The organism is Achromobacter sp. NCFB-sbj8-Ac1-l, from assembly GCF_052695805.1.
In genome coordinates this window covers 699,544-723,761 of the sequence record NZ_CP199812.1, presented here as the reverse complement: position 1 = coordinate 723,761, position 24,218 = coordinate 699,544, and the positions used below count along the sequence as shown (strand labels likewise).

General features: G+C 68.7%; 32 protein-coding genes. 8 read left to right on the top strand and 24 right to left on the bottom strand.

Translation table 11 applies throughout. The features are described from left to right. Positions 1–21: 21 nt before the first annotated feature. The 22 genes from ACUDP5_RS03415 to ACUDP5_RS03310 all read right to left on the bottom strand — a co-directional run bounded on the left by ACUDP5_RS03415 (position 22) and on the right by ACUDP5_RS03310 (position 15,434). Entirely contained in the window at positions 22–414 is a 393-nt protein-coding gene (locus ACUDP5_RS03415; RefSeq protein WP_445658164.1) for a CesT family type III secretion system chaperone, read from the bottom strand. Then, a complete protein-coding gene (sctU, locus tag ACUDP5_RS03410) occupies positions 411–1,469 on the bottom strand; it encodes a type III secretion system export apparatus subunit SctU (RefSeq protein ID WP_263914207.1) in 1,059 nt (352 codons plus the stop codon). The genes ACUDP5_RS03415 and sctU overlap by 4 nt, the downstream gene beginning before the upstream one ends. Then, positions 1,466–2,266 (bottom strand): type III secretion system export apparatus subunit SctT, encoded by an 801-nt coding sequence (gene sctT / locus ACUDP5_RS03405; protein ID WP_025137538.1) that lies wholly within the window; start codon positions 2,264–2,266, stop codon positions 1,466–1,468. The genes sctU and sctT overlap by 4 nt, the downstream gene beginning before the upstream one ends. A 15-nt stretch (positions 2,267–2,281) precedes the next feature. Further along, the gene (gene sctS, locus ACUDP5_RS03400) at positions 2,282–2,548 is read right to left on the bottom strand and encodes a type III secretion system export apparatus subunit SctS (protein ID WP_008163300.1); all 267 of its coding nucleotides are present in this window, start codon (positions 2,546–2,548) and stop codon (positions 2,282–2,284) included. A gap of 7 nt (positions 2,549–2,555) precedes the next feature. Further along, complete coding sequence (gene sctR, locus ACUDP5_RS03395) at positions 2,556–3,224, bottom strand: type III secretion system export apparatus subunit SctR (protein WP_025137539.1); 669 nt, start codon at positions 3,222–3,224, stop codon at positions 2,556–2,558. Continuing rightward, positions 3,221–4,285, bottom strand: coding sequence for a type III secretion system cytoplasmic ring protein SctQ (gene sctQ, locus ACUDP5_RS03390; RefSeq protein WP_445658163.1), 1,065 nt, complete (start codon positions 4,283–4,285; stop codon positions 3,221–3,223). The genes sctR and sctQ overlap by 4 nt, the downstream gene beginning before the upstream one ends. 12 nt (positions 4,286–4,297) lie before the next feature. Then, positions 4,298–4,861 (bottom strand): hypothetical protein, encoded by a 564-nt coding sequence (locus tag ACUDP5_RS03385; protein WP_263914209.1) that lies wholly within the window; start codon positions 4,859–4,861, stop codon positions 4,298–4,300. Further along, entirely contained in the window at positions 4,858–5,364 is a 507-nt protein-coding gene (gene sctO / locus ACUDP5_RS03380; RefSeq protein WP_445658162.1) for a type III secretion system stalk subunit SctO, read from the bottom strand. The genes ACUDP5_RS03385 and sctO overlap by 4 nt, the downstream gene beginning before the upstream one ends. After that, positions 5,361–6,692, bottom strand: a complete 1,332-nt coding sequence (gene sctN / locus ACUDP5_RS03375) for a type III secretion system ATPase SctN (RefSeq protein ID WP_263914211.1) — start codon at positions 6,690–6,692, stop codon at positions 5,361–5,363. The genes sctO and sctN overlap by 4 nt, the downstream gene beginning before the upstream one ends. Before the next feature lie 2 nt (positions 6,693–6,694). Next, a complete protein-coding gene (locus ACUDP5_RS03370; protein WP_263914212.1) occupies positions 6,695–7,333 on the bottom strand; it encodes an HrpE/YscL family type III secretion apparatus protein in 639 nt (212 codons plus the stop codon). Continuing rightward, positions 7,303–7,959 (bottom strand): SctK family type III secretion system sorting platform protein, encoded by a 657-nt coding sequence (locus ACUDP5_RS03365; protein WP_445658161.1) that lies wholly within the window; start codon positions 7,957–7,959, stop codon positions 7,303–7,305. Before ACUDP5_RS03365 ends, ACUDP5_RS03370 begins: the two co-directional genes overlap by 31 nt. Positions 7,960–7,961: 2 nt before the next feature. Then, positions 7,962–8,798, bottom strand: coding sequence for a type III secretion system inner membrane ring lipoprotein SctJ (sctJ, locus tag ACUDP5_RS03360; RefSeq protein WP_445658160.1), 837 nt, complete (start codon positions 8,796–8,798; stop codon positions 7,962–7,964). Continuing rightward, positions 8,798–9,226: a type III secretion system inner rod subunit SctI gene (sctI, locus tag ACUDP5_RS03355; RefSeq protein ID WP_263914216.1), complete on the bottom strand. Its 429-nt coding sequence runs from the start codon at positions 9,224–9,226 to the stop codon at positions 8,798–8,800. The genes sctJ and sctI overlap by 1 nt, the downstream gene beginning before the upstream one ends. A 7-nt stretch (positions 9,227–9,233) precedes the next feature. Then, complete coding sequence (locus tag ACUDP5_RS03350; RefSeq protein ID WP_263914217.1) at positions 9,234–9,671, bottom strand: HrpB1 family type III secretion system apparatus protein; 438 nt, start codon at positions 9,669–9,671, stop codon at positions 9,234–9,236. 12 nt (positions 9,672–9,683) lie between these two features. Then, on the bottom strand, positions 9,684–10,163 hold the full coding sequence (locus ACUDP5_RS03345) for a CesD/SycD/LcrH family type III secretion system chaperone (protein WP_445658159.1): 480 nt from the start codon (positions 10,161–10,163) through the stop codon (positions 9,684–9,686). A 25-nt stretch (positions 10,164–10,188) separates the two neighbouring features. Continuing rightward, positions 10,189–11,472 (bottom strand): type III secretion system translocon subunit SctE, encoded by a 1,284-nt coding sequence (gene sctE, locus ACUDP5_RS03340; RefSeq protein ID WP_263914218.1) that lies wholly within the window; start codon positions 11,470–11,472, stop codon positions 10,189–10,191. A gap of 22 nt (positions 11,473–11,494) precedes the next feature. Next, entirely contained in the window at positions 11,495–12,313 is an 819-nt protein-coding gene (gene sctB / locus ACUDP5_RS03335) for a type III secretion system translocon subunit SctB (protein ID WP_263914220.1), read from the bottom strand. 1 nt (position 12,314) lies between these two features. Beyond that, positions 12,315–12,818, bottom strand: coding sequence for a SycD/LcrH family type III secretion system chaperone (locus ACUDP5_RS03330; protein WP_445658158.1), 504 nt, complete (start codon positions 12,816–12,818; stop codon positions 12,315–12,317). A gap of 25 nt (positions 12,819–12,843) precedes the next feature. Next, positions 12,844–13,155, bottom strand: coding sequence for a hypothetical protein (locus ACUDP5_RS03325; protein ID WP_263914223.1), 312 nt, complete (start codon positions 13,153–13,155; stop codon positions 12,844–12,846). 38 nt (positions 13,156–13,193) lie between these two features. Continuing rightward, a complete protein-coding gene (locus ACUDP5_RS03320) occupies positions 13,194–13,784 on the bottom strand; it encodes a hypothetical protein (RefSeq protein WP_445659125.1) in 591 nt (196 codons plus the stop codon). An 89-nt stretch (positions 13,785–13,873) separates the two neighbouring features. Then, a complete protein-coding gene (locus ACUDP5_RS03315) occupies positions 13,874–14,677 on the bottom strand; it encodes a hypothetical protein (RefSeq protein WP_445658157.1) in 804 nt (267 codons plus the stop codon). 31 nt (positions 14,678–14,708) lie between these two features. Beyond that, positions 14,709–15,434 (bottom strand): hypothetical protein, encoded by a 726-nt coding sequence (locus ACUDP5_RS03310; RefSeq protein ID WP_445658156.1) that lies wholly within the window; start codon positions 15,432–15,434, stop codon positions 14,709–14,711. A gap of 229 nt (positions 15,435–15,663) precedes the next feature. Between ACUDP5_RS03310 and sctW the strand changes: the two genes are divergently transcribed. From sctW to ACUDP5_RS03270, 8 genes are read left to right on the top strand one after another with little or no spacing between them, the layout of a single operon-like run. After that, complete coding sequence (sctW, locus tag ACUDP5_RS03305; protein ID WP_263914228.1) at positions 15,664–16,767, top strand: type III secretion system gatekeeper subunit SctW; 1,104 nt, start codon at positions 15,664–15,666, stop codon at positions 16,765–16,767. After that, complete coding sequence (locus tag ACUDP5_RS03300) at positions 16,764–17,174, top strand: hypothetical protein (protein ID WP_445658155.1); 411 nt, start codon at positions 16,764–16,766, stop codon at positions 17,172–17,174. Before sctW ends, ACUDP5_RS03300 begins: the two co-directional genes overlap by 4 nt. 19 nt (positions 17,175–17,193) lie before the next feature. Further along, the gene (locus ACUDP5_RS03295; RefSeq protein ID WP_263914231.1) at positions 17,194–17,601 is read left to right on the top strand and encodes a hypothetical protein; all 408 of its coding nucleotides are present in this window, start codon (positions 17,194–17,196) and stop codon (positions 17,599–17,601) included. Between the two features lie 8 nt (positions 17,602–17,609). Continuing rightward, on the top strand, positions 17,610–17,969 hold the full coding sequence (locus tag ACUDP5_RS03290; protein ID WP_263914232.1) for a hypothetical protein: 360 nt from the start codon (positions 17,610–17,612) through the stop codon (positions 17,967–17,969). An 8-nt stretch (positions 17,970–17,977) separates the two neighbouring features. Beyond that, positions 17,978–20,071 carry a type III secretion system export apparatus subunit SctV gene (gene sctV, locus ACUDP5_RS03285; RefSeq protein WP_445658154.1) on the top strand — a complete coding sequence of 698 codons (2,094 nt, stop codon included), beginning with the start codon at positions 17,978–17,980 and terminating at the stop codon, positions 20,069–20,071. Positions 20,072–20,096: 25 nt separating this feature from the next. Further along, positions 20,097–21,464: a type III secretion system inner membrane ring subunit SctD gene (sctD, locus tag ACUDP5_RS03280; RefSeq protein ID WP_445658153.1), complete on the top strand. Its 1,368-nt coding sequence runs from the start codon at positions 20,097–20,099 to the stop codon at positions 21,462–21,464. Positions 21,465–21,481: 17 nt separating this feature from the next. Continuing rightward, positions 21,482–21,751, top strand: coding sequence for a hypothetical protein (locus tag ACUDP5_RS03275; protein ID WP_445658152.1), 270 nt, complete (start codon positions 21,482–21,484; stop codon positions 21,749–21,751). Between the two features lie 10 nt (positions 21,752–21,761). After that, positions 21,762–22,028, top strand: coding sequence for an EscF/YscF/HrpA family type III secretion system needle major subunit (locus tag ACUDP5_RS03270; protein WP_025137564.1), 267 nt, complete (start codon positions 21,762–21,764; stop codon positions 22,026–22,028). Between the two features lie 31 nt (positions 22,029–22,059). On the opposite strand, the gene ACUDP5_RS03265 is transcribed toward ACUDP5_RS03270, so the two are convergent. Both ACUDP5_RS03265 and ACUDP5_RS03260 read right to left on the bottom strand, forming a co-directional pair. Then, entirely contained in the window at positions 22,060–22,503 is a 444-nt protein-coding gene (locus tag ACUDP5_RS03265; protein WP_263914234.1) for a type III secretion system chaperone, read from the bottom strand. Positions 22,504–22,672: 169 nt separating this feature from the next. Then, complete coding sequence (locus ACUDP5_RS03260) at positions 22,673–24,115, bottom strand: glutamate-cysteine ligase family protein (RefSeq protein ID WP_445659124.1); 1,443 nt, start codon at positions 24,113–24,115, stop codon at positions 22,673–22,675. Positions 24,116–24,218: the final 103 nt, after the last annotated feature.

Genomic DNA, 24,218 nt, shown 5'->3' with positions numbered 1-24,218 from the left:
CGCTGCGCCCGTATCGCGTGTTCATGCCAGCCGCCGCACGGCGCCGGCCCAAAAGGAAAGCGCGTTCGCGAACGCGCCCATGGCTTCGTCCAGTTCCAATTCGCTGCTGCCCGGGCGCAGCGACTGCTGCAGCCACAGCGCCCGGCCCTGCGGATCCACCACGCAGGCGGCCGCATGCCGCGCCAGCATGCCGGCGGCGAGCTTGCCGATCTCCTGCACCAGCTCGTCGCGGCCGGCGTTCCTGGCCGGCAGGGCGCACAGCCGCGCGCTCATCGCCAGCCAGCCATCGCGGCCGGGTTGCAGATGTACGCGGTAGGTGTCGTCGATCACCAGCGTGACGCGGCCGTCGGGCCGGGTGGAGGGCGCCAGCCCGTGGCGGGCGGCGTAGGCGGAAATCAGGGGATGTGCGTTCATGTCGGGGCGTCCGGATGGGCAGCCAGTTTCCTGACGAGCCGCAAGACTTCGGCAACGGGCTCGATCAACTCGCTGGGAATGTACTGATCGGGTTGCGCGGACGCCATCAGCGCGCGCGCAAGGGGAATGTTCTGCATCACCGGCACGCCGGCTTCTCGCGCCGCCTGCATCATCTGCTCGGCCAGGGCGCCCTCGCCCTTGGCCAGCACCATCGGCAACGGGGTTTCGCCGGGTTCGTAGTAGATCGCCACCGCCAGGTGGGTCGGGTTGGTCACCAGCACCGAGGCCTTGCGCGTATTGGCCACCGCGCCGTGCATCACCATTTCCTGGTGCAGGTGCTTGCGCTTGTGCTTGATGTGGGGGTCGCCCTCCATCTCCTTGAATTCCTGCTTGATGTCTTCTTTGCTCATCATCAGCCCCTTGCGGTACTGCATGCGCTGCCAGACGAAATCGGCCAGCGAGATCACCACGTAGGCGACGGCGATGTTGATGATCAGCGTGCGCATCATGCCGCCCACGCCGGCCTCAAGACCGGCCAGGCCGCTGTGCGGCACCGCCATCAGTTCGGGCAGCGCATCGCGCACCACCAGCGTCACCAGCACCGACAGGAAGGCGATCTTGACGATGGACTTGAGCAGCTCGACCAGGTTCTTCTTCGAGAAGATGTTCTTCAGGTTGCTCATCACGTCCAGCTTCTTGGCCGACGGCTTGAGCTTTTCGAATGCCAGCACCACCCCCACCTGCAGGAATTCCGAGAACATGCCCACCACCAGCACGATCAGCACGAAGGGCAGCACCAGGTACACCGCCTCGCGCAGCGCCGCGTCCAGCGCCAGGGGCAGCGCCTGTTCGAAGGGCTGCCCAACCAGCGTCGAGGGGATCAGGATCAGCCGCCCCAGCGCCTCGACGATGCCGTGGGCGTTGCCCAGCATGTAGCCGAACAGCGACAGCACCAGCAACGTCTGGGTGAAGTCCTTGCTGTGCGCGACGTCGCCCTTCTGGCGGGCGTCGCGCAGCTTCTTGGTGGTTGGCTGTTCGGTCTTTTCGCCGCTCATGGCGCCCGCCATTGGTTGTCCAGGAACGGCAGGGCCGAACTGATCTGGCCGGTGGCCTCGGCGGCATACTCGAACAGCGTGTTCATGTACAGCACCATCACCAGCAGGGCCAGCGCGCTCTTGATGGGCATGGCCAGAAAGAACACCTGCAACTGCGGCGCGAAACGGCTGACCAGCGCCAGGCCGACTTCGGCCAGGAACATGGCGACGATCGCGGGCGCGGCAAACAGCAGCGTCAGCCGCAGGAAGCGGCCCAGCTGGTCCAGCATCAGCGGCACGCTTTCGCGGCGCAGCGTGGGGGCCCAGTCCCACAGGTCCCACAGCCGAAAGCTGTCGTACAGCATCGTCAGCATCAGCGTGAAGCCCCCGCCCACCAGGAAGAACACCATGAAGGCCTGGTTGAACAGGATGCCCAGCGGCGACGAATCGTTGCCCGTGGCCGGGTTGATGGTGGCGCCCAGGCTGGCGCCGCGCTGGTTGTCCACCACGAAGCCCACGGCCTCGAAGATCCAGAACGGAATCGCCACCAGGAAGCCCATCACCAGGCCGACGAAGACTTCTTTGACGACCAGCAGCACCAGTTCGATGGCGGACGGATCCATCTGCACGTAGCGCGGCGACAGCGCCGGCACCAGCACGATGCCGATGGCCGCGCAGATGGCGTAGCGCAGCATGCCGGGCAGCAGCTGGCGGTTGAACAGGGGCAGCATCGCGCACAGCGCCAGGATCCGCGGCTGCGTCAGCGCCAGCGTGCCCAGGAAGACTTTCGCTTCGACGTAGGTGATGCCCGAGATCATGGCCGCGTGTCGCTCCTAGTGGATCTTGTAGAAGAGATCGAACACGGAAATCGTGAAGTTGTAGAGCTCGGCGCTGAGCCAGCGCGCCGTCAGCATGATGGTCGCGAACACGGCGATCAGCTTGACGGCAAACGACAGCGTCTGTTCCTGGATCTGCGTCAGCGCCTGGAACAGCGAAAACAGCGTGCCCACTATCGCCGCCACGGCGATCGGCGGCAGCGACAGCCACAGCACCAGGTACAGCGCCTGGGTCATGTAGGAAACGAGGTCGACGGTTCCCATGGCGGCCTCAGGCGTAGGACAGCACAAGGCCCTGGATCAGCCGCGTCCAGCCGTCGACCATGACGAACAGGAACAGCTTCAAGGGCATCGAGATCGTCACCGGCGACACCATCATCATGCCCATGGCCAACAGGATGTTGGACACGATCAGGTCGATGATGACGAACGGCAGGTACAGCAGGAAGCCGATCTGGAAGGCCGCGGTCAGTTCCGACAGCAGGAACGACGGAATCAGCACCAGCAGGTCGTCCTGCTTCAGGTTGCGCGCCTGTTGCTCGCCCCACAGGCCGCGCGCGGTGCGCATGAAGAAGTCACGCTGCTCGGGCCGGCTGTTCTTCAGCATGAAGGCGCGCATCGGCTCGGCGCCGCGCGCCACGGCATCCAGGATGCCTTCCAGCCGGTCAGGCTGGGGCTGGCCCGGCGCCACCACGGCAGGCGGGGCGCGCAGTTCGTCGCCGATCTGCATCACCACCGGCCCCATCACGTAGGCCGACAGGATCAGCGCCAGCCCGTACAGCGCCATGTTCGGCGGCACCTGTTGCACGCCCATGGCATTGCGCACCAGCGTCAGCACCACCGCGATCTTCAGGAACGAGGTGGTCATGACGGCAGCCAGCGGCACCAGCGCCAACAGCGCCAGTACGACCGCCAGGCTGATGGGATCCGCGCCGCTCATGCGCCCGCCTTGCCCAGGCGATGCAAGGTCACGCCGATGCGGCCGTCGATCTCGACCAGTTCGCCGCTGCCGACCAGTGCGCCGTTGGCGCGCACCAGCACGGGGCCGTCGGCCAGTGGCCGTTCCAGGTCGAAGGTTTCGCCCGGCTGCAACTGCTTGAGTTCGCCCAGCGTGATCTGGCGTTCGCCCAGCTCGAACGTGAGCCTGACGGGAATGGCATCGATGTCGAGCGGCGTCGGGGCGCCCGACTCGGCATCGGGCGGTGTTTGCGGCGTCTCGGTCATGAGGGAAGTCCAGCCTTGAGTGATGAGGTATGAGGAATCCTGCCGGCGCACGCGCAGCCCCTGGCCGCCGGCGCCCAGCCACAGTTCGCCGTCCGGCGTCACCAGGCTGTGGTCCAGGAAAACGGTGTCGCGCGGGGCCAGGGTGCGCAGTTCCGCGGCCGGCAACCAAGTCCAGCCCAGGCAGGCGGCGATGCGCACCGGCACCGCGTCGGCGTCGATGTCGTTGGCGGCGGGCGCGGCGCGGCCCACCAGGCCGGCCAGCAGCATCAGGCCCAGGCCGTCGGCCTCCAGCGTGGCGTAGACGGTATGGCCGGTGGCCGAATGGCGCGCGGCGAGGGTCCAGGCCTGCGCCAGGGCGGGCGCCGGGCCGTCACGCCCCACCACGCGCACCGGGCCGCCGGGCGAGGCCTCGCTCAGGCCAGCCACCACTTCGGCCAGCAGGGTCTCGATGGCGGTGGCCACCAGCGCGGGCGGCAAGGCGTCGGCTTCCAGGCCCGGCAACCTTGCGGCCAGCCAGGCATCGGCGGCGCTGGCAGGCAGGCCCAGGCGTAGCCGCGCGCCGGCCCATTCCAGGTCGGCCGCCAGGGTGGCGGATTGGCGCAGGGCGTCGGGCACACCGGGCGTGAAGCCCAGGCGCCAGTGCGCCGGTTCGGCGTCGGCGCCGGCCAGCGGCGCCAGCGTCACGGACAGGTCGGCGCCGTGGCGCGCGATCAGCGAGCGGGCGCGGGCTTCGTTGGCGGTCAGGCGCGGCAAGAGATGTTGCGAACTTGCGGTCATGGGTTCCAGGGGTCAACGGGCCGGCGCCGAAGCGTCGGTCTCGGCCAGGCAGGGATATTCGGGATCGTCGGCGCTGACGCGCACGCGCGCCGGCCGCGCCAGGCTATCGGCCAATTGCTCGGCCAGCGGCCGCGCCATCGCAGTCAGGCGCTCGCGCGAGTCTTCGTTGGCGCAGACGAAGTCGGCGACGACACGGCCTTCTTCTTCATAGACCGACACGCTCACGCCGGGCAGCACGTCGTCTTTCAATTCCACGCGCACCTGGCGCCGGCCCTGGCTGCCATCGGCCACCAGCAGTTGTTCGGCGCTGTCCAGCAGCGCATCGGTCAGCGCGGTGGACGGTGCCTCGGCAGGTCCGGTCGCGACCGATGCGGCGGCGCCAAACAAGGAAAACGGCGTCGCAGCGGGCGGCGCGGGCGGCTTGCCGTCCGCGTCGGCGTCCTGCGCAAGCGCCTGTTCGAATGCGCGCCGGTCGGCGTCGCTGGCGTGGCGGCCGGGGGCCTGGCCATCGGATTGCGCCAGGCCGGTTCCCTGGGGGATGGCGGTTTCCAGGCCGATGCGTCGGTCGATGCTCATGCCGGCTCGAACTCCTCGTGCTGTTCCCAGTCTTCGCGGTCGCGCGACAGCGTGGCGGCCTCTTCCATTTCCATGTCTTCCTTGTGCTCCAGCGCCTTCAGGTGCTCGGCCAGGTGGATGCTGGCCAGCTCGACGAACTTGCCGGTCAGTCGCACCGCCTGCTGATGGCGGACGCGGCTGTCAGCCAGCGCCTGGCTTTCTTCGTGCAGGCGCTGGGCGGCCTGTTCCAGCGCCGTTTCGCACTGGCGCTCGCCCTCGCGCAGGCCCGCCACGCCCTGCAGTACGTTTTCGATTTCACGTACCCGCACCACGCGGCTGCACAGGTCGCGGTACATCTCGCGTTCCTGCCTGTCGGCGGCCTCGCGGAAATCCGCCAGCGCCTGTTCCGAGGCCTGCCGCGCAGCATCGGCCTCGGCCTGGCGCAGGCGCTGGCGCGACACCGCGATCTCGGCCTGGCCCTCGCGGAACCGTTTTATGGCCAGCAGTTCGTCAAAGACGCTCATCGCGTCCCCACGATGGCGCTCATCTGCGCCAGGGCGTCGGCCAGCGTGGCCCGTTCGTCGGTGCGCTGGCGCAGGAACTGGTTGATGGCGCCGATCTTGTCGATGGCCTCGTCGGTCACCGCGTCACCGCCGCGCTTGTATTCGCCGATCTTCACCAGCAGCTCCACTTCCTGGTACTTGGCCATCAGCTCGCGCAGCCGGCCGGCGGCCTGCTTGTGTTCGGGCGTGATGACGGCGTTCATGACGCGGCTGGCCGAGGCCAGCACGTCGATGGCGGGATAGTGGTTGGCGGCGCCCAGCTTGCGCGACAGCACGATGTGGCCGTCCAGGATCGAGCGCGTTTCGTCGGCGATGGGCTCGGTCATGTCATCGCCTTCGACCAGCACGGTGTACAGCGCGGTGATGGAGCCGTGCTCGTTCATGCCGGCGCGCTCCATCAGCTTGGGCAGGGTGGCGAACACCGACGGCGGATAGCCGCGGCGGGTCGGCGGTTCGCCCGCGGCCAGGCCGATCTCGCGCTGGGCGCGGGCAAAGCGCGTCACCGAATCCATCAGGAACAGCACGCGCTTGCCCTGGTCGCGGAAATACTCGGCGATGGCGGTGGCCACATAGGCGGCCTTGGCCCGTTCCATCGACGACTTGTCGCTGGTGGCGCAGACGATGACGCTCTTGCGGCGGCCTTCGCGGCCCAGCTCGTGTTCCAGGAATTCCCGCACTTCGCGGCCGCGTTCGCCGATCAGCGCCACCACGGTCACGTCCACGTCGGCGCCCTTGACCAGCATGCCCATCAGCGTCGACTTGCCGCCGCCTGCCGCCGCGAAGATGCCCATGCGCTGGCCTTCGCCGCAGGTCAGCACGCTGTCCAGCGCCCGCACGCCCAGTTCCAGCGGCTGCGAGATGATGCGACGCTTGAGCGGGTCCGGCGCCTCGGCGAACACGGGGTAGAACTTGCTGGCTTCCAGCGGCCCCAGTTCGGCCTCGTCCAGCGGCCGGCCCAGGCCGTCCAGCACGCGGCCCAGCAGGCCCGGGCCCACGGGCACCATGTGGGCCCGGCCGGTGGGAATGACCTCGGTCGCCGTGGAAATGCCGTACATGTCGCCGATGGGCGTGAGCAGCGCGGCGTCGCGGGCAAAGCCGACGACCTCGCCCTTCATCTCGAAGTTCTCGCCCGGATTGCGCAGGATGCAGACCTCGCCCACCTTCACCGAGGGCACCACGGCCTTGATGATGGTGCCGATCACCTGCGTGACCCGGCCCTTGATGCGCAGCGTCGGCGTGTCCTGCAGCGCCAGCGACATCATTTCCGAGATGTAGTCGAATTGGCGCATCGCTAGACCCGGCTGCCCAGGGTGCGCTGGAAAGCCTGGCGCAGCGCCTGGATCTGCCCTTCCAGGCTGGCTTCGACCATGCCGATCTCGCTTTCCAGGATGCAGGCGCCGCGCGCCAGCCGGCCGTCGGCCAGGATGTCCAGGTAGCCCACGCCGGGGTAGGCGGCCAGCAGGTCGTTGATCTGCTCGCGCACCGTGTCCACTTCGGCCGGGTTCAGGCGCAGCGTCATCTGCTTCTGGTTGCGCACCACCGCCAGGGCGTTGCGCACCACCACCATGACTTTTTCACGGTCGTCAAAACCATCGACCACCTTGCGCACGGCCGACATGACCAGTTCGACCATCTCGTTTTCGACGCCCGCGAAATACTCGACCGTGCGGCCGACGGTTTCGATCATCTTTTCGGCCTGGTCCAGCAGCGCCGATTCGCGGCCTTCCTGATAGCCGCGTTCGCGCTCGGCCTCGAAGGCCGCCTGGGCGCCGCCGATGATCTCGTCAGCCTGGGTCCGCGCCTGCGCCAGCAGTTGCCCGGCATCCGCCCAGGCCGCGTGATCGGCCGCCCGCAGCACGCGCAGGGCCGGATCGATGCGGCCGGCGGCGGCTCGCGGCGTCAGCGGATCGCGGGGAATGAGGAAAGCCATGTGGGATCCGTTTTCTTCAGTAGCGACAAGCCCAGCGACAGCGCCTCTTGCCCCGGCAAGGGCGGTGGGCCGGCGGGCAGGTCGGGCAGTTTCAATTCGGCGCGCTGCGCCAGTTCGGGACCGCCGCGGGCCAGGGCGGCGCGCAGCGCGTCGCGCCCCAGCGTGTCCACCGCGGCGGTGGTCTCGGCCAGCGACCAGGCGCTGCTGGCGGCAATGCCGCCATGCAGCGAGCCGGCGGTGCGGCGGGTGAAGTCCAGCAGGTCCGCGCCCAGCGCCGCGATCAGCATGCGCACCTCGTCGCCAGCTATGGCGCGGCGCAGCCGCGGGCCGCACAGCACCGCACCCAGCCGGCGCGCGCACTGCGCCAACGCATCGGGGGCCAGCAGCGCCAGCGCCAGTTCGGGCCGGTCCGGGTCCGTCACGGGACGCTGGCGCAGGCCCAGGGCGTCCAGGATGTCGCGCGACCAGTGCCGGTGCCAACCCGCTGCCAGCGCCGGCGCGGCGGCGATCGCCGCCAGCGTGGCCGGCGGCGCATAGGCCGCATGGCGGCTGGGGTGCAGGGTGCGGCTGGGCAACTGGTTGAATTCAACCAGCCGACGGTCCAGCGCGGTCAACGCCAGCGTCATCGCTAGCGCCCGTCCGTCACGGGTTCGCGGCGCTCGGGCCGGGCGCGGCGGGGCATGCCATAGCGCCAGAGCAGGTAGCCAATGACGCCGGCCAGCGCCAGCACCAGCACGATCAGCCCGATCAGCCACGCGGTCAGCGCCGGAGAAGTGCCTTCGCCCCCATCCCCCCCCATGGCCTGGCGCGCCGCATTGGCCGCGGCCGCCGCCGCGCCGGCCGGCTGCGCCGACACCAGCGCGATCGACACGCGGTCTTCGGTCAGCCCGGGAATGGCATGCGTGACCAGCTTGCGGATCTGCGGCTGCAGCGCGTCCAGGTTGTAGCCGGTCTGGTGCTTGATGAACACCGCGGCCGTGGACGGCGTGGTGGTTTCGCCGACGCCGCCGCGCTCGGGCAGCACCACGTGCACCCGGGCGGCCAGCACGCCGTCCATCTGCGACAGCGTGTTGGTGAGTTCCTGCGACAGGGCGTAGATGTAGCGGGCGCGCTCTTCCAGCGGCGACGACACCAGGCCTTCCTTGCGGAAGATCTGGCCCATGCCGTCGAAGCGTTCGCGCGGCAGGCCGCGGGCGCGCAGGATATCCAGCGCGCGGGCCACCTGCTGGCCGTCCACCGACACGGCCACGCCGGTCTTGGTGGTGGCCTTCTGCGCCGAGATGCCGGCATCGAGCAGCACCGACAGCACCTCGTTGGCCTCGCTTTCATTGGCGGCCGAAAACAGCTCGACGCGCGAGCCGCACGCGGCCAGCAGCAGCGCCAGCGCGAACAGCAGCCAGCGCAGATGCCGCAGCGCTGAGGCGCCGGGAACGGCGGGAAGGAACAACGGGGCAACGGCGTGCATTAGGACATCCTGACGAGCGTATCGATGTTTTGCGTGGTGCGCGAAACGGCCTTGCCGACCATTTCGTACTGCACCGAGATCTGCACCAGATCGGCCTGCAGGCGCAGCATGTCGGCGATGGACGGCTCGGTGGACATGGCGTCCAGGCGGCCGGAGATGTTCTGCCACTTTTCCGAATACTCGGTGGTGGTGCTGCGCAGGCTGGACAGGATCTGGTTGCCCAGCGTGGCCGGGGCCGCGTCGACGCCGGGCGTGAATGCCGATTGCAGCGCCGCTTGCAGGCCGGTCAAGGCCGGCGCGCCGGCCTCGGGCGCGGCCATCAACTGGTTGAAGCGTTCGGTGGCCAGCTCGGACGGCGTGGCGGCCGGCGCGGCCTTGACCGAGTCCAGCGCGGGCGACAAGGCGGCGGAAAGCGCGGTGATTTCCATGATTTTCCTAGCGTTGATCGGTTTGCAATCCCAACAGCGAACGCGCCAGCACGGCGCCCTCGCCGTCGGCGTCTGTCTCGGCGCAGGCCTGCAGCAGGCGCACGCTTTCGGCGTTGCGGCCCGCCAGCTGCAGCGCCAGGCCGCGCCAGGCGGCCAGCAGCGTGCGTTCCCCCGCGGCGCTGGCCTCGCCCTGCTCCAGCAGCCGCACGGCCTCGTCGGCCCGGCCCGCGTTCAGGCGCGCCACCGCCAAACCCAGCCAGGGGTAGGCGCGGCCGGGGCGCAAGGCGCGCAGCGCGTGGAAGATGGCATCGGCGCGCGCGACGTCGCCGCGGCCCGCGGCCAGAAAGCCCACTTCGGCCAGGCAACGCGCGTCGTCCGCCTCAAGTACAAAAGCCGTCTCACCCGAGACGGCCGTTGCCGAGGCTGTGCCCACCCTATCGTTCATGGCGTTCCCGACTCATGGGCGGACCTCCTTCTCAGCCAGCGCCAGCAAAGAGGCGGCGCGCGCGCCGGCCTGGGCATAGGCGCTGTCGGCCTCGGCCGCCGCCACCACCAGCCGCAACGATTCCCGCGCGGCTTCGGATTGGGCCAGCGCCAGCTGGCATTCGGCCACGCGCAAGGTGGCTTCCGGCGACGGCGGGAACAGCACGCCGATCAGCGACTGGATGCGGATCGCTTCTTCGAAGCGGGCCTGCATCTGCAGGCACAACGCCAGGCCCGCGAGGTAGTGCTTGCGGGTCGGCCCGTACTGCGACAGGAAAGCGAACAGCGGCAAGGCCTGCGCGTACTGGGCCTGGGCCACGTGGGCATAGGCCATCGCGTAGATCACTTCGAGCTGGTCGGCGGTCAGGCGTTGGCTGCCGGGCAGCGCCGCCAGGCCGTCATACAGTTGCTGCCCGAAGGGGCTGCGCACATTCGCGGATGAAGATTGGGACATGGTGTGGGTTCCGATGTTGCGCTGGTCAAACCATGGCGCGCTTGCCGATATTGGCGGTGACCTGGCTCATGCTGTCGGCGGCGGCGTTGATCATCTTGCTGACCAGCTGCATGGACTCGTCCATCGCCTGCATCACGGTCTTGATCTGTTCGCGGTCTTCTTCCATCGAGGCCTGCAGCTTGACCAGCAGGGCCTCGAGCGCCTTCTTGTCGGCCAGCACCTTGTCGGCCGCCTCCTGCGCCTGGGCCGACTGGATGGTTTCGACGCCGGTGGCGATCTGGCCCGCGCCCTTGACCACCGCCGCCGCGCCCGAGGCCACCTGCCCGGCCGTCTTGACCGAATCGGCCACGGTGCGCGCCGTCTGGGAACCGACATTGGCCGCCGCGTTGGCCCCGGCCGACACGGCGCCCGCGCCGAAAGTGGCCACCGCCATCACGATGCCCACGGTGATGGTGGCCGCCAGGCCGACGGCCATGGCGATATAGCCGGCGGTCTGCGGATCTGCCCCGGCCAGCACCGCAATGGCGCCGGCCATCTTGCCCAGCGCACCGGGTTCGATCAGGATCGCGCCGGTCAGCAGCATGGATGCGCCCGCGACGATGTTGCCGATCTTCTCGGCCATTTCAGGCTCGACGCCAAACGCCTGCAACAGCTTGCTGACCGCCTGCGTGACCAGGTTGCTGATGCTGATCTCGGGCCCGCCGCACTCGGCCGATATCTGGTTGGCCAGCATGCTCACCGCCCCTGCCACCGCAATCGCCGCCAGCGTGACCATCACCGGACCTGCCGCGCCCCCGGTCACCGCGGTGGCCGCCACGGCCGCCACCACCATCAGGGCCGCCGCGATCGCCGCCACGATGGCGCCGATCCAGCCGAAGATCTTGCCCAGGATGCCGCCCTTCTCGGCGTCCTTGCTCTTCTGGATCCACTCGTCGACCTTGCGCAGCTGCTCTTCGTTGTTCTTGGCCTGCTCGATGCGGTTGTTCTCGATGTTTTCCTTGGCGCTGCGCAATTGCGCGTCCTGCGTCTTGCCTTGCAGCGCGCGCAGCAGGTCCACCATTTCCGAGGCCGAGAATTCACGCGCCGGCGGCGCGATGGCGGGCTTGCCGTTGGCATTGGTGACGCCGTCGCCGGCGCCGTTGCGCGCCTGCGCCACGCTCGAGGCCCATTGCGAGGCCAGCGCGGCCAGGTCCAGTCCGCTGGCCGCCTGCAAGGCGGCCTGGGCCGCGGCGCCCGCGACCGCGCCGGCACCGGACGGGTCCAGCGCGGGTGTCAGGCCGGCGTTGCCGGTAGAAGGCCGGATATCCATAGTGATGGCTCCCCAGGCGGGTTCAGAGGTTGCGGGCGATGCCGCGATTCGTCTCGCTGCGGCTCTGTTCGATGGCGCCGAGCTTGTCGCGAACATCACGAATGACGTCCATCATCTGCTGCATCAGGTCGTTGGCATGCTGCACGCCCGACTCGAATACCTTGGCGTCGGCTTCCAGGTGGGCGCGCGCGGCGTCGGCTTCGCCTGCCTTGCGGTCGTAGTTCGCCTGAATGATGCCGCCGACGCCGCCGGCCACGCCGCTCAGGCCCTGGCCGATGCCGGAGGAGTTGGCGGCAAAACCGTCCAGCTTGGCCTGCGTGACCGTCTGCTGTGCGGTAAGCGGGCTGGAGGTGGTCGTCATGCGCGCCGACGCGCCCATCGCGGCCATCCCGCCGAGCCCCACGCCGGCCTGCATGACGCCGCCCACGATCTGGCTGATGCCCTGGGCCAGCGCGCCCTTGAAGCGCTCTTCTGCGGCTTCCTTGATCTTGTCCGCCGCGGAATGCAGGGCCTGGACCTGCGCGTCCATCGACGCGGCGCGTTCCGTGCGCGCGGCGTTGCGCTGCTCTTGCGCCATCTTCTGAAACAGCGCCATGACGGCGTACATGTCGGTCTCGGCCGACCCCATCAGCTTGCTCAGTGCGTCCGCGGCGCCCGCAGCGGCGTTGCCCGACGGCAGGGGCAGGCCCAGCGCGGCCAGCTTGTCGGCCGCGCTGCCCTTGGCCACGTACTGCGTGGCGTCCAGTTCGGTGAACCCGGCGGCCGGCGGCGGCGCGCCATCGGCGCCGGCCAGGGGATTGAGCAGCGCCGGATTGATGCCGGCGTTGTTGATGTTGATCATGTCAATTCTCCTTGGCGCCGCGCGCGGCGAGCAGGGTGCGCAGGGCCTGCGCGCGTTCGGCCAGCACGGCGTGGCGATCGGGTTTGCACATGGCCAGCGCCAGGTCGCACGATTGCATCGCGGCCTCGGGCTGCCCCATTTCCAACAGGCACTGGGCGGCGTAGAACACCGGGGCCGGCTCCAGCGGGTCCAGCAAGGTGGCGGCCATGTATTGCTGCAGTGCGTCGGCGTGCTTGCCCATAGCCTGGGCGGTGGCGCCCAGCGCCACCAGATAACGGTGTTCGGTGTGGTCCAGCGACACCAGGTAGGCCAGCACCTTGAGGGCGTCGGCATAGCGCGCCTTTTCGTACAGGCCGTAGCCCAGGCTGTAGAGCGCCTCGCATTCGTCGGCGGTCATGCCCTTGAGCTGGCCCAGGCTGCCGCCCCGGGCCAACTGGCCGACGATCTGGTCGTGCAGCGCTGCGTACTCTTCGCCGGTCATCGGCGCCTGGGCGGCGGTATTCATCGGGCGGCTCCTGGTGCGTTCGGAATCAGACCATCGTGCGCGGACGCTTGACCGGCGCGCCCGCGGCGCGCGGGGCGCTGCGTTGGCGGGCGTAGGCCGCCTCTTGCTCGACTTCGCGTTCGATCGCTTCCATGTCCTGGCGGAACAGGGCCTGCGCCTCGTCGCGCTGGCGCTCGTCCATCGGCTGCGCCTGCAGCGTGGAACGAACCTTTTCCGGGTCCAGGCCCAGCTTGCGCAGCTTGTCGTCGGATTCCTCGATGGACCGCTGGGCGTCGCGCACGGCGGCCTCGGCGCGCTCGATGATGTCCTGGATGTTCTGGTCTTGGGTGTCGGCCATTGCCGTTCTCCGGGGTGGGCGTATTTATCAGGGGCAGATCAGCGCATGTTGCCGATGATCGACGAACGGCTGTCCTGCATTTTCTTGACGAAGTTGGTCATCGTGTCGAAGGCTTCGTTGCGCTTGTTCGACAGGCTTTGCAGTCGCAGCATGTCCATCTGCTGACTGTTGCTGGCGGCATCCAGCTTGCTCTTGAGGTCGGGAATCGCCTTCTCCAGGCCCTCGCGGGTCGGCAGGCCGGTGACGTTCGCACTGATGACGTTGCCCTGGGCATCCTTGACCGGCGTGGCCTTGACCGGCGCCGGGTCCATACCCAGCTTGAACGCCAGGATGGCGTAGTCCTTCGCCAGCGCGTCGTTCGTCGGCGTGCCGACGTTGCCCTTGACCACGTCGCCCGGCTTGGCGTCCTTGGATTCCAGCGAACCCTTCATGCCGTTCAGCTTGGCCTGCATGTCGTTCAGGGCGCCGGTCAGTTCGTTGCGCTTCTGCACTTCCTCGATCTGGCTCTTGAGCTGGCTGTCCAGCAGCTTGGTGCGTTCGGACTGCACCATCATCAGGGCGGTCTCGATATCCATGCCGGCGAGGTTGCTCAATCCGACGTTGCCGACGTTGGCGCTGTTCACGTTCATGTTCAAGATGGGCTCCTGGCCCGGGCTGGCTGCCCGGATTCGATGTAGACGGTTGACCGACGATGCAGCGTAAGTAACGGAACCCGGCCTCAGGTTCCACGAATCTTTTCCGAAATCGACATCTTGCTGTCCTGCATCTTCTTGACGTAGTTGCTCAGCATTTCCGCCGACTCGTTGCGGCGGTTGGTCAGGGCTTGCAGGCGCAGCATCTGGTCCTGTTGCTGGTTGGACGTCTCGTCGATGGCGCCCTGCACCCGCTGCACGGCCTGGCGCAGTTCGCCATAGTCCGAGTCGTAGCGGATGCCGCCGGGGCAGCGGTTCAGCGTCTGGCCGGGGTAATCCGGCGTCATGAAGCCGTCGCCGCCGGCCATTTTCTTGACCAGCGTCTCGGCCAGGAAGTGGCCGCGCAGGTCACCCTTGTCGCGCCACTTGACCAGCAGGTCGGCCTGGTCGGGCGGCAGGTAGGCGTGGGCGAATTCCTTCATGTCACCCATGTGGCCGAACAGGCGCCAGGTGTTGCTGTCCGAGGCAAACCCCAGGTTCAAGCCGGCCTCGGCCGCCGCCCGGTTGATCTCGTCGGCGCGGCGAAAGCTCCAGCCGCCGCTGGCATCGTCCCATTCCTTGCTGTACTTGGCATCGGCATTGAATTGCGCCTGCACCGCCTTCAGGCCGGCCTGCACCGTATTGAGCAGTTCCAGCCGGCGGTTGAGCGCGCGCAATTCCTGGATCTGGGTCTCGATCTGCTTGTCCAGCAGGCGGCCACGCTCGCCCTGCACGCTCAACATGGCCGTTTCCTGGTCGGCGCCCACCAGGTCCGCGCCACGCACGCCGCTGGAACTTTCCAGGCCGACGCCGCCCAGCACGGGCTGGCTGCCGCTTACCGGTCCGCTCATCGATCGCCCCTGTTCATTAGCCGCCCCGGGCTCAACGCATGTTGCCGATGATCGACGACCGGCTTTCCTGCATCTTCTTCAGGAAATTGGTCATGACGTCGAAGGCTTCGTTGCGCTTGCCGGTCAGGCTTTGCAGGCGCAGCATTTCCATCTGCTGGGTGTTGCTCAGGTTGTCCAGCGACGACTTGATCTCGTTCACGGCCTGCTTGTTGGCGTCGATGGTCTTGCCGTTGTCGACGATCTTCGCTTCCAGCGCCGCGATCTTGCCGTTCAATTGGTCCACGAAGTTCTGCACGACCCGGCCCTTGGCGTCCATGGTGCCGTTGCGGTCGACGTCGCGGGGCGCGTCGTCGCCGGTCGGGATCGTCAAGCCGGCCGCCTTGATCTGGGCCAGGGTGTCGTGCGACAGCTTCTTGTCATCGCCCTGCCCCCATGACAGGCCGTACCAGCCTTCGGGATTGGGGCACTTGCTGGCCGACAGGCGGCCTTGCAGGTCTTTCAACTGCCCGATCTGGTCCTGCAGGCTGACGTTGGCCGATTCCAGCTTCAGGTTGTCTGCCGTCTTGGCGTTCATGGCCTCGTTCATGCCCGCCATCTGGGCATTGCGGCCGTTCACCGCATCCAGCTGCTGGCGCAGGGCGTCTTCCAGCATCTGCGAACGCTGGGTCTGCACCGTCATCAGTGCGGTCTCCAGGTCCATGCTGGACAGGTCCATGCCCGCAACGTTACCCACTCCCAATCCGGAAACCGTAGACATTCCATTCTCCTTTGACGGCCGCCCGCTGCCCGCGGCGCGCACCAGAACCATCACGGGTTAACCCTTAAATTCGGCATCGCAGCACCGGCGCCCATGGCAACTCGGCCTGCCCCGTGTACGTAACCGTTGCCCGGGCTTGGTTCCCTGCAAGAAGGATGGAACTTTCCCGCCCCAACCGTTACTACCCCAGACCATGCGCGGCCCTCGCCCGCCGCCTACCCGCGTCCCCATGAACCGTATCGACACCGGCCTGCCCGCTTCTTCCGCTTTCTCGTCCTCGACCGCGCACGCCGATGTCCAGTCCGGCCAGCCGCAGGTCGGCACGATGCTGGGCCAGACCGCGATGAAGGTGGACGGCGAGGTGTCGCTGGCGGATTCCGCCGAAGAGCTCAGCCTGCACATGGCCGAGAAGGCCGAGGACAAGCACCACGCCGAACGCAAGGTCGGCCGCGAGGCGCCCCTGCAACTGCTCAGCGCCGAAGCCATCATCGGCTTCCTGGCCGAGGCCCACGACGCCGATGCCCAGGAAAAACTGATCGAGCTGGCGCGCCACCTGCTGGCCGGCCAGGCCGACCCGCGCCAGGCCGCGGCCCAGGCGTTCGGCGATGCGGCCCGCCAATACCTGGGGCTGCAATACGCGCTGCGCCAGGGCGAAAGCGAAGGCGCCCCCGAAGACGTGCTGGACGGCCTGCGTGAAGCCCTGGCCGACCTGGAACTGGAAAGCGGCCCGCAGATACGCGCCAGCCTGAACACCATCGGCGCGGCGGCCGGCTATGCCGACGACGCCCGCGGCATCGCCGACTTCCAGCGCACCTACCAGGACGTGGTGCTGGGCGAATCGTCGCTGGCCAAGACCCTGGCCCTGGCGCTGGAGCGCTTCGGCGGCAAGGACGTGGGCCGCGGCTTGCAGCAGCTGATCCAGGCGCTGGGGCAGGACCTGGCCGCCGCGCGCCCGTCCACCAACCCGGACCGGCTGCACGCCCTGATGCAGGACCTGTATCAGCTGGGCGTGGCGGTGACGGTGCTGGACGGCTGCGCCGAACTGGGCCAGAAGCTGGCCACCGAACACGGCAAGACACTGGCGGCCGACCGCCTGATGCAGGACCTGGTCAACGTCAGCAACGAGAAATGGGTGTCGGAATCGCGCTTTTCCGCACTGGCATCCAGCCATGGCGTGGACACGGTCGGCGCCCGCATCGTGTTCCTGGGCGGGCTGCGCGCCGTGCTCAAGGACCTGCCGGTGCCCATGTTTCCCGACCTGGACGCCCGCCAATCCGTCCTGAATGCGGCGCAACTGGCCCTGGACGCGGCCATCGACGAGGAATACGAATGAACAGCCTGGACCGCGCGCTGGGCGCCTTCGGCGAGCACATCGGCATGGACGGCTTGGCCCTGGGCCGGAACGGCAACGTGGCGCTGCAGCTCGAATCCGGCCGCCGGGTCGTGATCGAGGCGGCCGGCGATCCGGCGGCCGCCGGATCGCCGGCCGGCGACGAGGTGCTGGTGTACGTGTCCGAACCGGTGCCCTACGACGCACCGCAACGCCTGCTGCAAGCCTGGAAGCGGGCCCACCATTCGCGCCTGGAAGGTTATGCCGTACAGGCCGCGCTGCGCGAACAGGACGGCTTGCCGCGCCTGCTGGCCGTCACACGGTTGCCGGCCGCCCAGGCCAGCGCCCCGGCGCTCAAGCAGGCGGTCCAGGCGCTGTCGCGTTGGCTTGACGACGCGCGCGCCGACTGACCGGGACGGAGACCAAGACATGTCAGATATGCGCATCAACGGCTACGCCTTCGACCGGGGGCTGGACGGCATTTCCTACACCAGCCGCGAAGCCACCGGCCAGCATCTGCCCGATCGCCAGGAACTGGCGCCGCCCACCGACGGCGTCAAGGCGCAACTGGCCCAACTGCTGGACACCCCCGGCACCGATCGCTACCTGGACAGCCAGTTGCGCCCGCCGCTGGCCAACCGCGACCTGCTGCTGCCCGGCAAGTTCGGCCAGGCCTTGCAGGCGGCGCTGGACGGGCTGGCCACGGCGGCCGAACAGGCACAGGGCAGCAGCCCGGAAGACGCCCGCGCGTTGAACCGCGCCGTGCGGCTGCTGAAGGACGAAGCCGGCCTGCGCGACCTGGTGGCCATGTACCGCAGCGCGTTGTACCAGGGATGAACACCGCCATGCCCCTGACGCCCGAAGCCCGCGAACTGCTCAGCCTGCTGGCGTACGTGTACCTGGAGAACAACCGGCCCGAGAAGACCGCCGTCGTGCTGCGCGCCTTGCAGACCCTGGGGCTGGCCGACGCGCGCCAGCTTGCCACCCTGGCGCTGGCGCAACTGCGCGCCGGCAAGGCCGACGCGGCGCTGTCGACGCTGGACCTGCTGGCCATGCAAGGCGGCGTCGATGCACCGTTCCACCTGATTCGCGCCCAGGCCCTGCTGGCCCTGGCGCGCCGCGACGAGGCCGCCGCGGCCATGCGCGCCTATGTTGCCCTGCGCCCCGCCCCGGCGCCCGCGCCCACCGAGACGGAAACGCTTTGAGCCGCCCCATGCAAGCCCTGAACCGCGCCGTCGCCGTCGCCACCAGCCGCAACGATATCGTCCTGGCGATCTTGATCGTCTCGATCATCTTCATGATGATCCTGCCGTTGCCCACCACCCTGGTCGACGTGCTGATCGGCGCCAACATGACGCTGTCGGCGATCCTGCTGATGGTGGCCATGTACCTGCCGTCGCCGCTGGCGTTCTCGTCGTTTCCGTCGGTGCTGCTGGTCACCACGCTGTTCCGGCTGGGCATCTCCATCGCCACCACCCGCCTGATCCTGCTGCAGGGCGATGCCGGCCACATCATCGAGACCTTCGGCAACTTCGTGGTGGGCGGCAACCTGATCGTGGGCCTGGTGGTGTTCCTCATCCTCACCATCGTGCAGTTCGTCGTCATCACCAAGGGCGCCGAGCGGGTGGCCGAAGTGGCGGCGCGCTTCTCGCTGGACGCCATGCCGGGCAAGCAGATGTCGATCGACGCCGACCTGCGCGCCGGCACCATCGACATGGACGAGGCCCGCAAGCGCCGCTCGGTGGTGGAAAAGGAAAGCCAGCTGTACGGCGCCATGGACGGCGCGATGAAGTTCGTCAAGGGCGACGCCATCGCCGGGCTGATCATCGTAGCGGTCAACCTGCTGGGCGGCATTCTGATCGGCACCATGCAGCGCGGCCTGACCGCCGGCGAAGCGGTGCAGGTGTATTCCATCCTGACCATCGGCGACGGCCTGATCGCGCAGATCCCGGCGCTGTTCATCGCCATCTGCGCCGGCATCATCGTGACCCGCGTGCAGACCGGCGACGGCCCCTCCAACGTCGGCAAGGACATCGGCGCGCAGGTGCTGGCGCAGCCGCGCGCGCTGCTGATCGCCGCCGCCATCGCCATCGGCATGGGCCTGATCCCCGGCATGCCCACCCTGACCTTCCTGGCGCTGGCCGCCGTGGTGGGCACCATCGGCTTCGTGCTGCTACGGGGCACCCGCAAAGTGGTGGACGAAAAGACCGGCGAGATCACCGAAATCCCCGCCCTGGCCGCCGACGGCCAGAAGCCCCAGGCCAAGCCGCGGGCCGATGGCAGCGCCGAATTCGCGCCGACCCTGCCGCTGATGATCGACGTGGCCGCCGCGCTGCAACGCAGCTTCAATGCCGACGAGCTGAACGACGAACTGCTCAAGATCCGCCGCGCGCTGTATTTCGACCTGGGCGTGCCGTTCCCCGGCATCCAGCTGCGCTTCAACGACGCGCTGGCGCCGGACACCTACAACATCCTCCTGTCCGAAGTGCCGGTGTCGCAAGGCAAGCTGCGGCCCGGCGCGGTGCTGGTGCGCGACACCGAGCAGAACCTGCAGGCGCTGCAAGTGCCGTACGACACCGACAAGCGCTTCCTGCCCAACATCCCCACTCTTTGGGTCGACGCCGCGCTGGCGCCCACCTTGTCCGCGGCCGGCATTCCGTTCCTGGACCCGCACCAGGTGCTGACCTGGCACCTGGCCTTCGTGCTGAAGAAGTATTCGTCGGACTTCATCGGCATCCAGGAAACCCGCTTCCTGCTGACCGCGATGGAAGACCGCTTCCCCGACCTGGTCAAGGAGGCGCTGCGCGTGATGCCAGTGCAGAAGATCGCCGAGATCCTGCAGCGGCTGGTGTCCGAAGACATCTCGGTGCGCAACCTGCGCGCCGTGCTGGAAGCGCTGATCGAATGGGGCCAGAAGGAAAAGGATTCGGTGCTGCTGACCGAATACGTGCGGGTCTCGCTCAAGCGCCACATCAGCTACAAATATTCCAGCGGCCAGAACATCCTGCCCGCCTACCTGCTGGCGCCGAACGTCGAAGAAACCGTGCGCGGCGCCATCCGCCAGACCTCGGCCGGCAGCTACCTGGCCCTGGACCCGGGCGCTTCGAAGAAGCTGGTCGACAACATCAAGCGCGCCACCGGCGATCTGACGGCCGCGGCGCAGAAACCCGTGCTGCTGACGTCGATGGACATTCGCCGCTACCTGCGCAAGATGATCGAGCAGGACCTGTACGAGCTGCCGGTGCTGTCCTACCAGGAACTGACGCAGGAAATCAACGTGCAGCCGCTGGCCCGGGTGGACCTGTGACCCTGCGCGCAACCGGAGCCCCGACATGAGCGAAGCGCTGGAACTGCGGGTCCTGTCCGGGCTGCACCGCGACGCCCGCTGCCTGGTCGAAGACGGCTCGGTGCTGGGCGCCGACCCGGCCTGCGACATCGTGCTGGCCGACGACGGCATGGGCCCGCGCGCCGCACGCGTGCGCATCGGCGCGGGCGGCTGGGACCTGGCGGTGGACGACGGCCAGGCCGGCGCGCAAGCCGATGCCCCGCCCGGCACGCCCTTCAATCGCCCGGTACCGCTGGGTCCGGTGTGGATCACCGTGGCGCGACGCGGCGACCCCTGGGCCAACGTGCCGGACGCCGCCAACGATGCCGTGGCGCCGGCAGCGGAACCGGCGGCGGGCCTGGCCGCCGCCGCGGTGTCGGCCACCGACGCCACGCCATCCCCGTCGGCCGCCCCCAACGACGAGGATCGCCAACTGGAACAGCGCCTGCCCCTGCCGCCCACGCAAGGGCGGCGCCGCAAACGCGATTCGTGGCCCATGGTGCTGGGCCTGGCTGCCGTGGTGCTGACCATACTCGTGGCCATCGGCCTGGCGCTGATGCCCACGTCCACCGCCACCCGCGCGCCGCAGGTCGACCCGCGCCTGGCCGCCGCGGAAAAATCGGTGGGCCAGATTTCCGCCGTGTTCGACCGCATGGGCCTGGCCTCGCGGCTGCACGTGTCGATGTCGCGCGACGGCACGGTGACGGTCTCGGGCTGGGTGCGCAACGCCGCCGAACAGGACGCGGTGGCTTCGGCCTTGTCGCAGATCTGGCCAATGCCGGCCATGCGCGTCAGCAACGAAGACGAGGTCGTGCGCACGGCCCGCGGCGCGCTGCGCGCCTTCAACGTGCGCTACGAGCCGCGCTACGAAGGCGATGGCCGCCTGAACATCGCCGGCATCGCCAGCAGCGCCCGCGAACGCGCCTCCGCCCTGGATGCGCTGCGGGCGCAACTGCCCGGCATGACGGTGCTGGGCAACGACATCGCGCTGACGCAGCAACTGAGCGACACGCTGTCCAGTCAACTGGTCGACGCCGGCCTGTCGGGCGTGACATTGGCCTGGAAACCCGATCACCTGGAAATCGCGCCCGGCGCGCTGGACGACGACCAGCAATCGCGGTTGCAGGAACTGGTGGACGACTTCAACAAGCATTACCTGGGCGTGGCCAGGCTGGCCGCCGCCAGCGCCGCACCGGCCGCCGACAGCGTGCCGTTCGTGATCCGCAGCGTAGTGGGCGGCCCCCAGCCCTTTGTGGTGCTGGAAGATGGCAGTAAGCTCCTGGTGGGCGGCGTCTACCGCAAGTACCGCCTGATCTCCGTGGAGAACACCCGCATCATCTTCGAAGGCCCCCGCTCGGCCATCGTCACCCGTTGACACCCCCCCTCGCCCGCATGAACGCCTCGACCGCCCTCACCGAACTGGAACAACGCCTGGCCGCCCCCGGTGGCGCAGACCTGCGCGCCAGCCTGATGCAGCAGCTTGCCACGCTGGAACAATCCGCGCGCACGCGACTCGATTCCGGCCTGGTGCCGGTGGCGTTCCAGCAATGCCAGGCCGTCGCGCAAGCGGCCGCCGCCGCGCGCGAGGTGCTGGCAGAGATTGCGCTTGACCCCCAGGCCGACGCCCCGGCGGCGCCGGCCTTCTCTCCCTTGACCCGCTAGGAGACGCACCATGGCACTGAACGGTTTGACCGGCTCGTCCGGCCTGAATTTCAACAGCGTGAACAACACCATCTACGACAGCATCCGCTCGCAGGAAAGCAATCTGCAGACGACGCTGTCGAACATGCGCACCAACGCCGACGGCAGCGTGTCGCAGGCGGACATGCTGAAGATGCAGCAGCAGGTCCAGCAATGGACCATGCTGATCGAAATCCAGAGCACGATCACCAAGCAGATCGCGGATTCGCTCAAGGGCGTGATCCAGAAGGCCAGCTAAGGCCCTGGCATCCAGGGTGTGGGGCGGCCGGCTAGACCGACCGCATCATGAAGGCGGGATCGCGCCGCAGCGCGTTGACGTCGGGTTCGGCGCGCGCGCTGCGTTTTTCCCAGGCCTCGACCTGGCCCAGCAGCGCGTCGATGGCGGCCAGCAACGCCGGCGCGCCGCACTGTTCGCGCGGCACGCCCAGTTGCAGATGCAGGCGTCCATCGGGGGCCGCGCAGGCCACCACGCCGCCGCCGGCCTGCAGGAAATTGCTTTGCGCCGCGTGCAGCGCCTGGGCGCCATCCATCTTGCCCCCCGCCACCGCGCACGACAGCAGCACTTGCCCGCGCGCCCCGTGCAGCATCAACTGCACCAGGTGGCGCCCGTCGAACGCCAACTGACACAGGCCGCCATCGGCCGGCGCCAAGGCGGGAATGCCCAGCGCAATGCCGAGTTCGGAGAGTATCCGGGCGAAATGGGGATCTGACACGATTGAGGTTCTGCAAGGCCGGGCACCGCCTGGGCGGCCCGGCATGCGGGAGATGAACGAGCCGGCATTATGGCATTCGTTGCCCACCCCGCCCAAGCCCCGCAACGTAACCGACGGGCCGGGCCGCGCTCGTGGCCACCGCGGCCCGGCCCGACATCCACACCGCCGTTCAGAGCGGCACGGCCGCGCGTTGCCGGCCGACCTTGGCCAGGCGCTGCGCATCCCCTTCCAGGCCGCGCCAGAGCCGCAGCAGACGGTCCGCGCCCGTGCTGCGCGACTCGATCGCGTAGCGCGCATACGCCAGCCAGTGCCGTTCGTCCGGCGCCAGGCCGCCTTCTGCCACCGCCAACACCTCGCCAGCCAAGGCCCGCACGGCATCGTCGTCCAGGGCATCGCGCATCGCGTCGGCGCGCATGGCGCGCAGCCGCAGCCAGCCCCACGATCGCAACAGGTCTTCAGCCTGCGCCAGATTGCGCATCAGGCCCAGTTGCAAGGCCGACGGCGCCATCACCAGCGTCGCGGCAATGGCCGGGCCGGCCTCATCGATCAACTGCGCGTCGGCAAAACCCGCCCCCGGGCCACGGCCTTCGATGTAGCCGCTGGCCCCCAGGCCTGCGTAGAGTTCTTCAATGCCGCCGGGCCGCCGCCAGGCCGCGCGCAGCGCCTCCAGCGAGGGCGGCTCGGCCAGGCGATAGCGCCAGCGCGCGTCAAGGAAATGCGCAAACTGCGAATATTCGAAATGGCCGCCTTCGGGCGCAATCGTCACGGCCTCGCCGGTATCCGTGCGCCGGCCCGGCCAACCGCCCGACGCCAGGAATTCGGACAGCGACGGCGAACCCGCCAGGCGCACGCCCGTGGCCGACTTGTAGCCGTCGTCCATCGCCAGCGGCAGGTAGCGGCTGGCGGTGCCCGGCGCGAACATCCAGCGGAAATAATCGCCCAGGTCCACGAACGGCCGTTCGGGCAAGCGTTGCAGGTAATGGTCGCCCGCATAGCGTGCATGGCGGAACATGCGGTCCCAGACCGTCAGCCGGTTTTCCTTCAGGCCGGTGACGCGGCCGCCTTCCAGCGGGCTGTTCGCGAAGATCGCGATGCCGGCCGGCGCCAGCGCCAGCACCACGTTCAACGCGCGCGCCGCCTGCGACACCTGCACCGACGTGCACGGGCTGTTCTGCGCCTTCGCGTCGATGCCCACGCGGTGCAGCCATTCACGGTGGCCCACCAGTTCGCGGTAGATCGGCCGCGGCACGTGCACCGAGGCATACCAGGACGGGTCCAGCGTGCATTGCGGATGCTCGGAGGCGTTCAGCACCATCGCGTCTTCGGCGGCCAGCGCCGTGCTGGCGTCGTGCAGCTCGCGCGATACGCGCCGCGCCAGCTCGTTCAGGCCGCCTTCGGCATCGGCCACCGGCGCAAACGCGGTCTCGAGCAGATTGAAGCCGTTGTCCAAGCCGCTTTCGCCAGCCGCGACCGATACCCCCACCGCCCGCGTGCCGATGCACACCCGCTCCGGCGCCTCGCCACGCGCTGCCTTGATGGCGGCCAGCGCATCGAAATAGCCGGCCACGGGGTGGCTCGCGCCGGTCGCGCGGTGCGCCACCGCCATCTCCATTTCCAGCCCCAGCGTCTGCCCCGCCACCGTCACTGCCGTCTCCTTGTTCTTGTGCGCCGTGCGCGCCGGGCGCGAACCGCGCCCGCCCCCTGCTTGGTAACCG

Bases quoted from the DNA above. Each gene is read 5' to 3' on its own strand.
- ACUDP5_RS03415 (WP_445658164.1), bottom strand. From the start codon at position 414: ATGAACGCACATCCCCTGATTTCCGCCTACGCCGCCCGCCACGGGCTG.
- sctU (WP_263914207.1), bottom strand. From the start codon at position 1,469: ATGAGCGGCGAAAAGACCGAACAGCCAACCACCAAGAAGCTGCGCGAC.
- sctT (WP_025137538.1), bottom strand. From the start codon at position 2,266: ATGATCTCGGGCATCACCTACGTCGAAGCGAAAGTCTTCCTGGGCACG.
- sctS (WP_008163300.1), bottom strand. From the start codon at position 2,548: ATGGGAACCGTCGACCTCGTTTCCTACATGACCCAGGCGCTGTACCTG.
- sctR (WP_025137539.1), bottom strand. From the start codon at position 3,224: ATGAGCGGCGCGGATCCCATCAGCCTGGCGGTCGTACTGGCGCTGTTG.
- sctQ (WP_445658163.1), bottom strand. From the start codon at position 4,285: ATGACCGCAAGTTCGCAACATCTCTTGCCGCGCCTGACCGCCAACGAA.
- ACUDP5_RS03385 (WP_263914209.1), bottom strand. From the start codon at position 4,861: ATGAGCATCGACCGACGCATCGGCCTGGAAACCGCCATCCCCCAGGGA.
- sctO (WP_445658162.1), bottom strand. From the start codon at position 5,364: ATGAGCGTCTTTGACGAACTGCTGGCCATAAAACGGTTCCGCGAGGGC.
- sctN (WP_263914211.1), bottom strand. From the start codon at position 6,692: ATGCGCCAATTCGACTACATCTCGGAAATGATGTCGCTGGCGCTGCAG.
- ACUDP5_RS03370 (WP_263914212.1), bottom strand. From the start codon at position 7,333: ATGGCTTTCCTCATTCCCCGCGATCCGCTGACGCCGCGAGCCGCCGCC.
- ACUDP5_RS03365 (WP_445658161.1), bottom strand. From the start codon at position 7,959: ATGACGCTGGCGTTGACCGCGCTGGACCGTCGGCTGGTTGAATTCAAC.
- sctJ (WP_445658160.1), bottom strand. From the start codon at position 8,798: ATGCACGCCGTTGCCCCGTTGTTCCTTCCCGCCGTTCCCGGCGCCTCA.
- sctI (WP_263914216.1), bottom strand. From the start codon at position 9,226: ATGGAAATCACCGCGCTTTCCGCCGCCTTGTCGCCCGCGCTGGACTCG.
- ACUDP5_RS03350 (WP_263914217.1), bottom strand. From the start codon at position 9,671: ATGAACGATAGGGTGGGCACAGCCTCGGCAACGGCCGTCTCGGGTGAG.
- ACUDP5_RS03345 (WP_445658159.1), bottom strand. From the start codon at position 10,163: ATGTCCCAATCTTCATCCGCGAATGTGCGCAGCCCCTTCGGGCAGCAA.
- sctE (WP_263914218.1), bottom strand. From the start codon at position 11,472: ATGGATATCCGGCCTTCTACCGGCAACGCCGGCCTGACACCCGCGCTG.
- sctB (WP_263914220.1), bottom strand. From the start codon at position 12,313: ATGATCAACATCAACAACGCCGGCATCAATCCGGCGCTGCTCAATCCC.
- ACUDP5_RS03330 (WP_445658158.1), bottom strand. From the start codon at position 12,818: ATGAATACCGCCGCCCAGGCGCCGATGACCGGCGAAGAGTACGCAGCG.
- ACUDP5_RS03325 (WP_263914223.1), bottom strand. From the start codon at position 13,155: ATGGCCGACACCCAAGACCAGAACATCCAGGACATCATCGAGCGCGCC.
- ACUDP5_RS03320 (WP_445659125.1), bottom strand. From the start codon at position 13,784: ATGAACGTGAACAGCGCCAACGTCGGCAACGTCGGATTGAGCAACCTC.
- ACUDP5_RS03315 (WP_445658157.1), bottom strand. From the start codon at position 14,677: ATGAGCGGACCGGTAAGCGGCAGCCAGCCCGTGCTGGGCGGCGTCGGC.
- ACUDP5_RS03310 (WP_445658156.1), bottom strand. From the start codon at position 15,434: ATGTCTACGGTTTCCGGATTGGGAGTGGGTAACGTTGCGGGCATGGAC.
- sctW (WP_263914228.1), top strand. From the start codon at position 15,664: ATGAACCGTATCGACACCGGCCTGCCCGCTTCTTCCGCTTTCTCGTCC.
- ACUDP5_RS03300 (WP_445658155.1), top strand. From the start codon at position 16,764: ATGAACAGCCTGGACCGCGCGCTGGGCGCCTTCGGCGAGCACATCGGC.
- ACUDP5_RS03295 (WP_263914231.1), top strand. From the start codon at position 17,194: ATGTCAGATATGCGCATCAACGGCTACGCCTTCGACCGGGGGCTGGAC.
- ACUDP5_RS03290 (WP_263914232.1), top strand. From the start codon at position 17,610: ATGCCCCTGACGCCCGAAGCCCGCGAACTGCTCAGCCTGCTGGCGTAC.
- sctV (WP_445658154.1), top strand. From the start codon at position 17,978: ATGCAAGCCCTGAACCGCGCCGTCGCCGTCGCCACCAGCCGCAACGAT.
- sctD (WP_445658153.1), top strand. From the start codon at position 20,097: ATGAGCGAAGCGCTGGAACTGCGGGTCCTGTCCGGGCTGCACCGCGAC.
- ACUDP5_RS03275 (WP_445658152.1), top strand. From the start codon at position 21,482: ATGAACGCCTCGACCGCCCTCACCGAACTGGAACAACGCCTGGCCGCC.
- ACUDP5_RS03270 (WP_025137564.1), top strand. From the start codon at position 21,762: ATGGCACTGAACGGTTTGACCGGCTCGTCCGGCCTGAATTTCAACAGC.
- ACUDP5_RS03260 (WP_445659124.1), bottom strand. From the start codon at position 24,115: ATGGAGATGGCGGTGGCGCACCGCGCGACCGGCGCGAGCCACCCCGTG.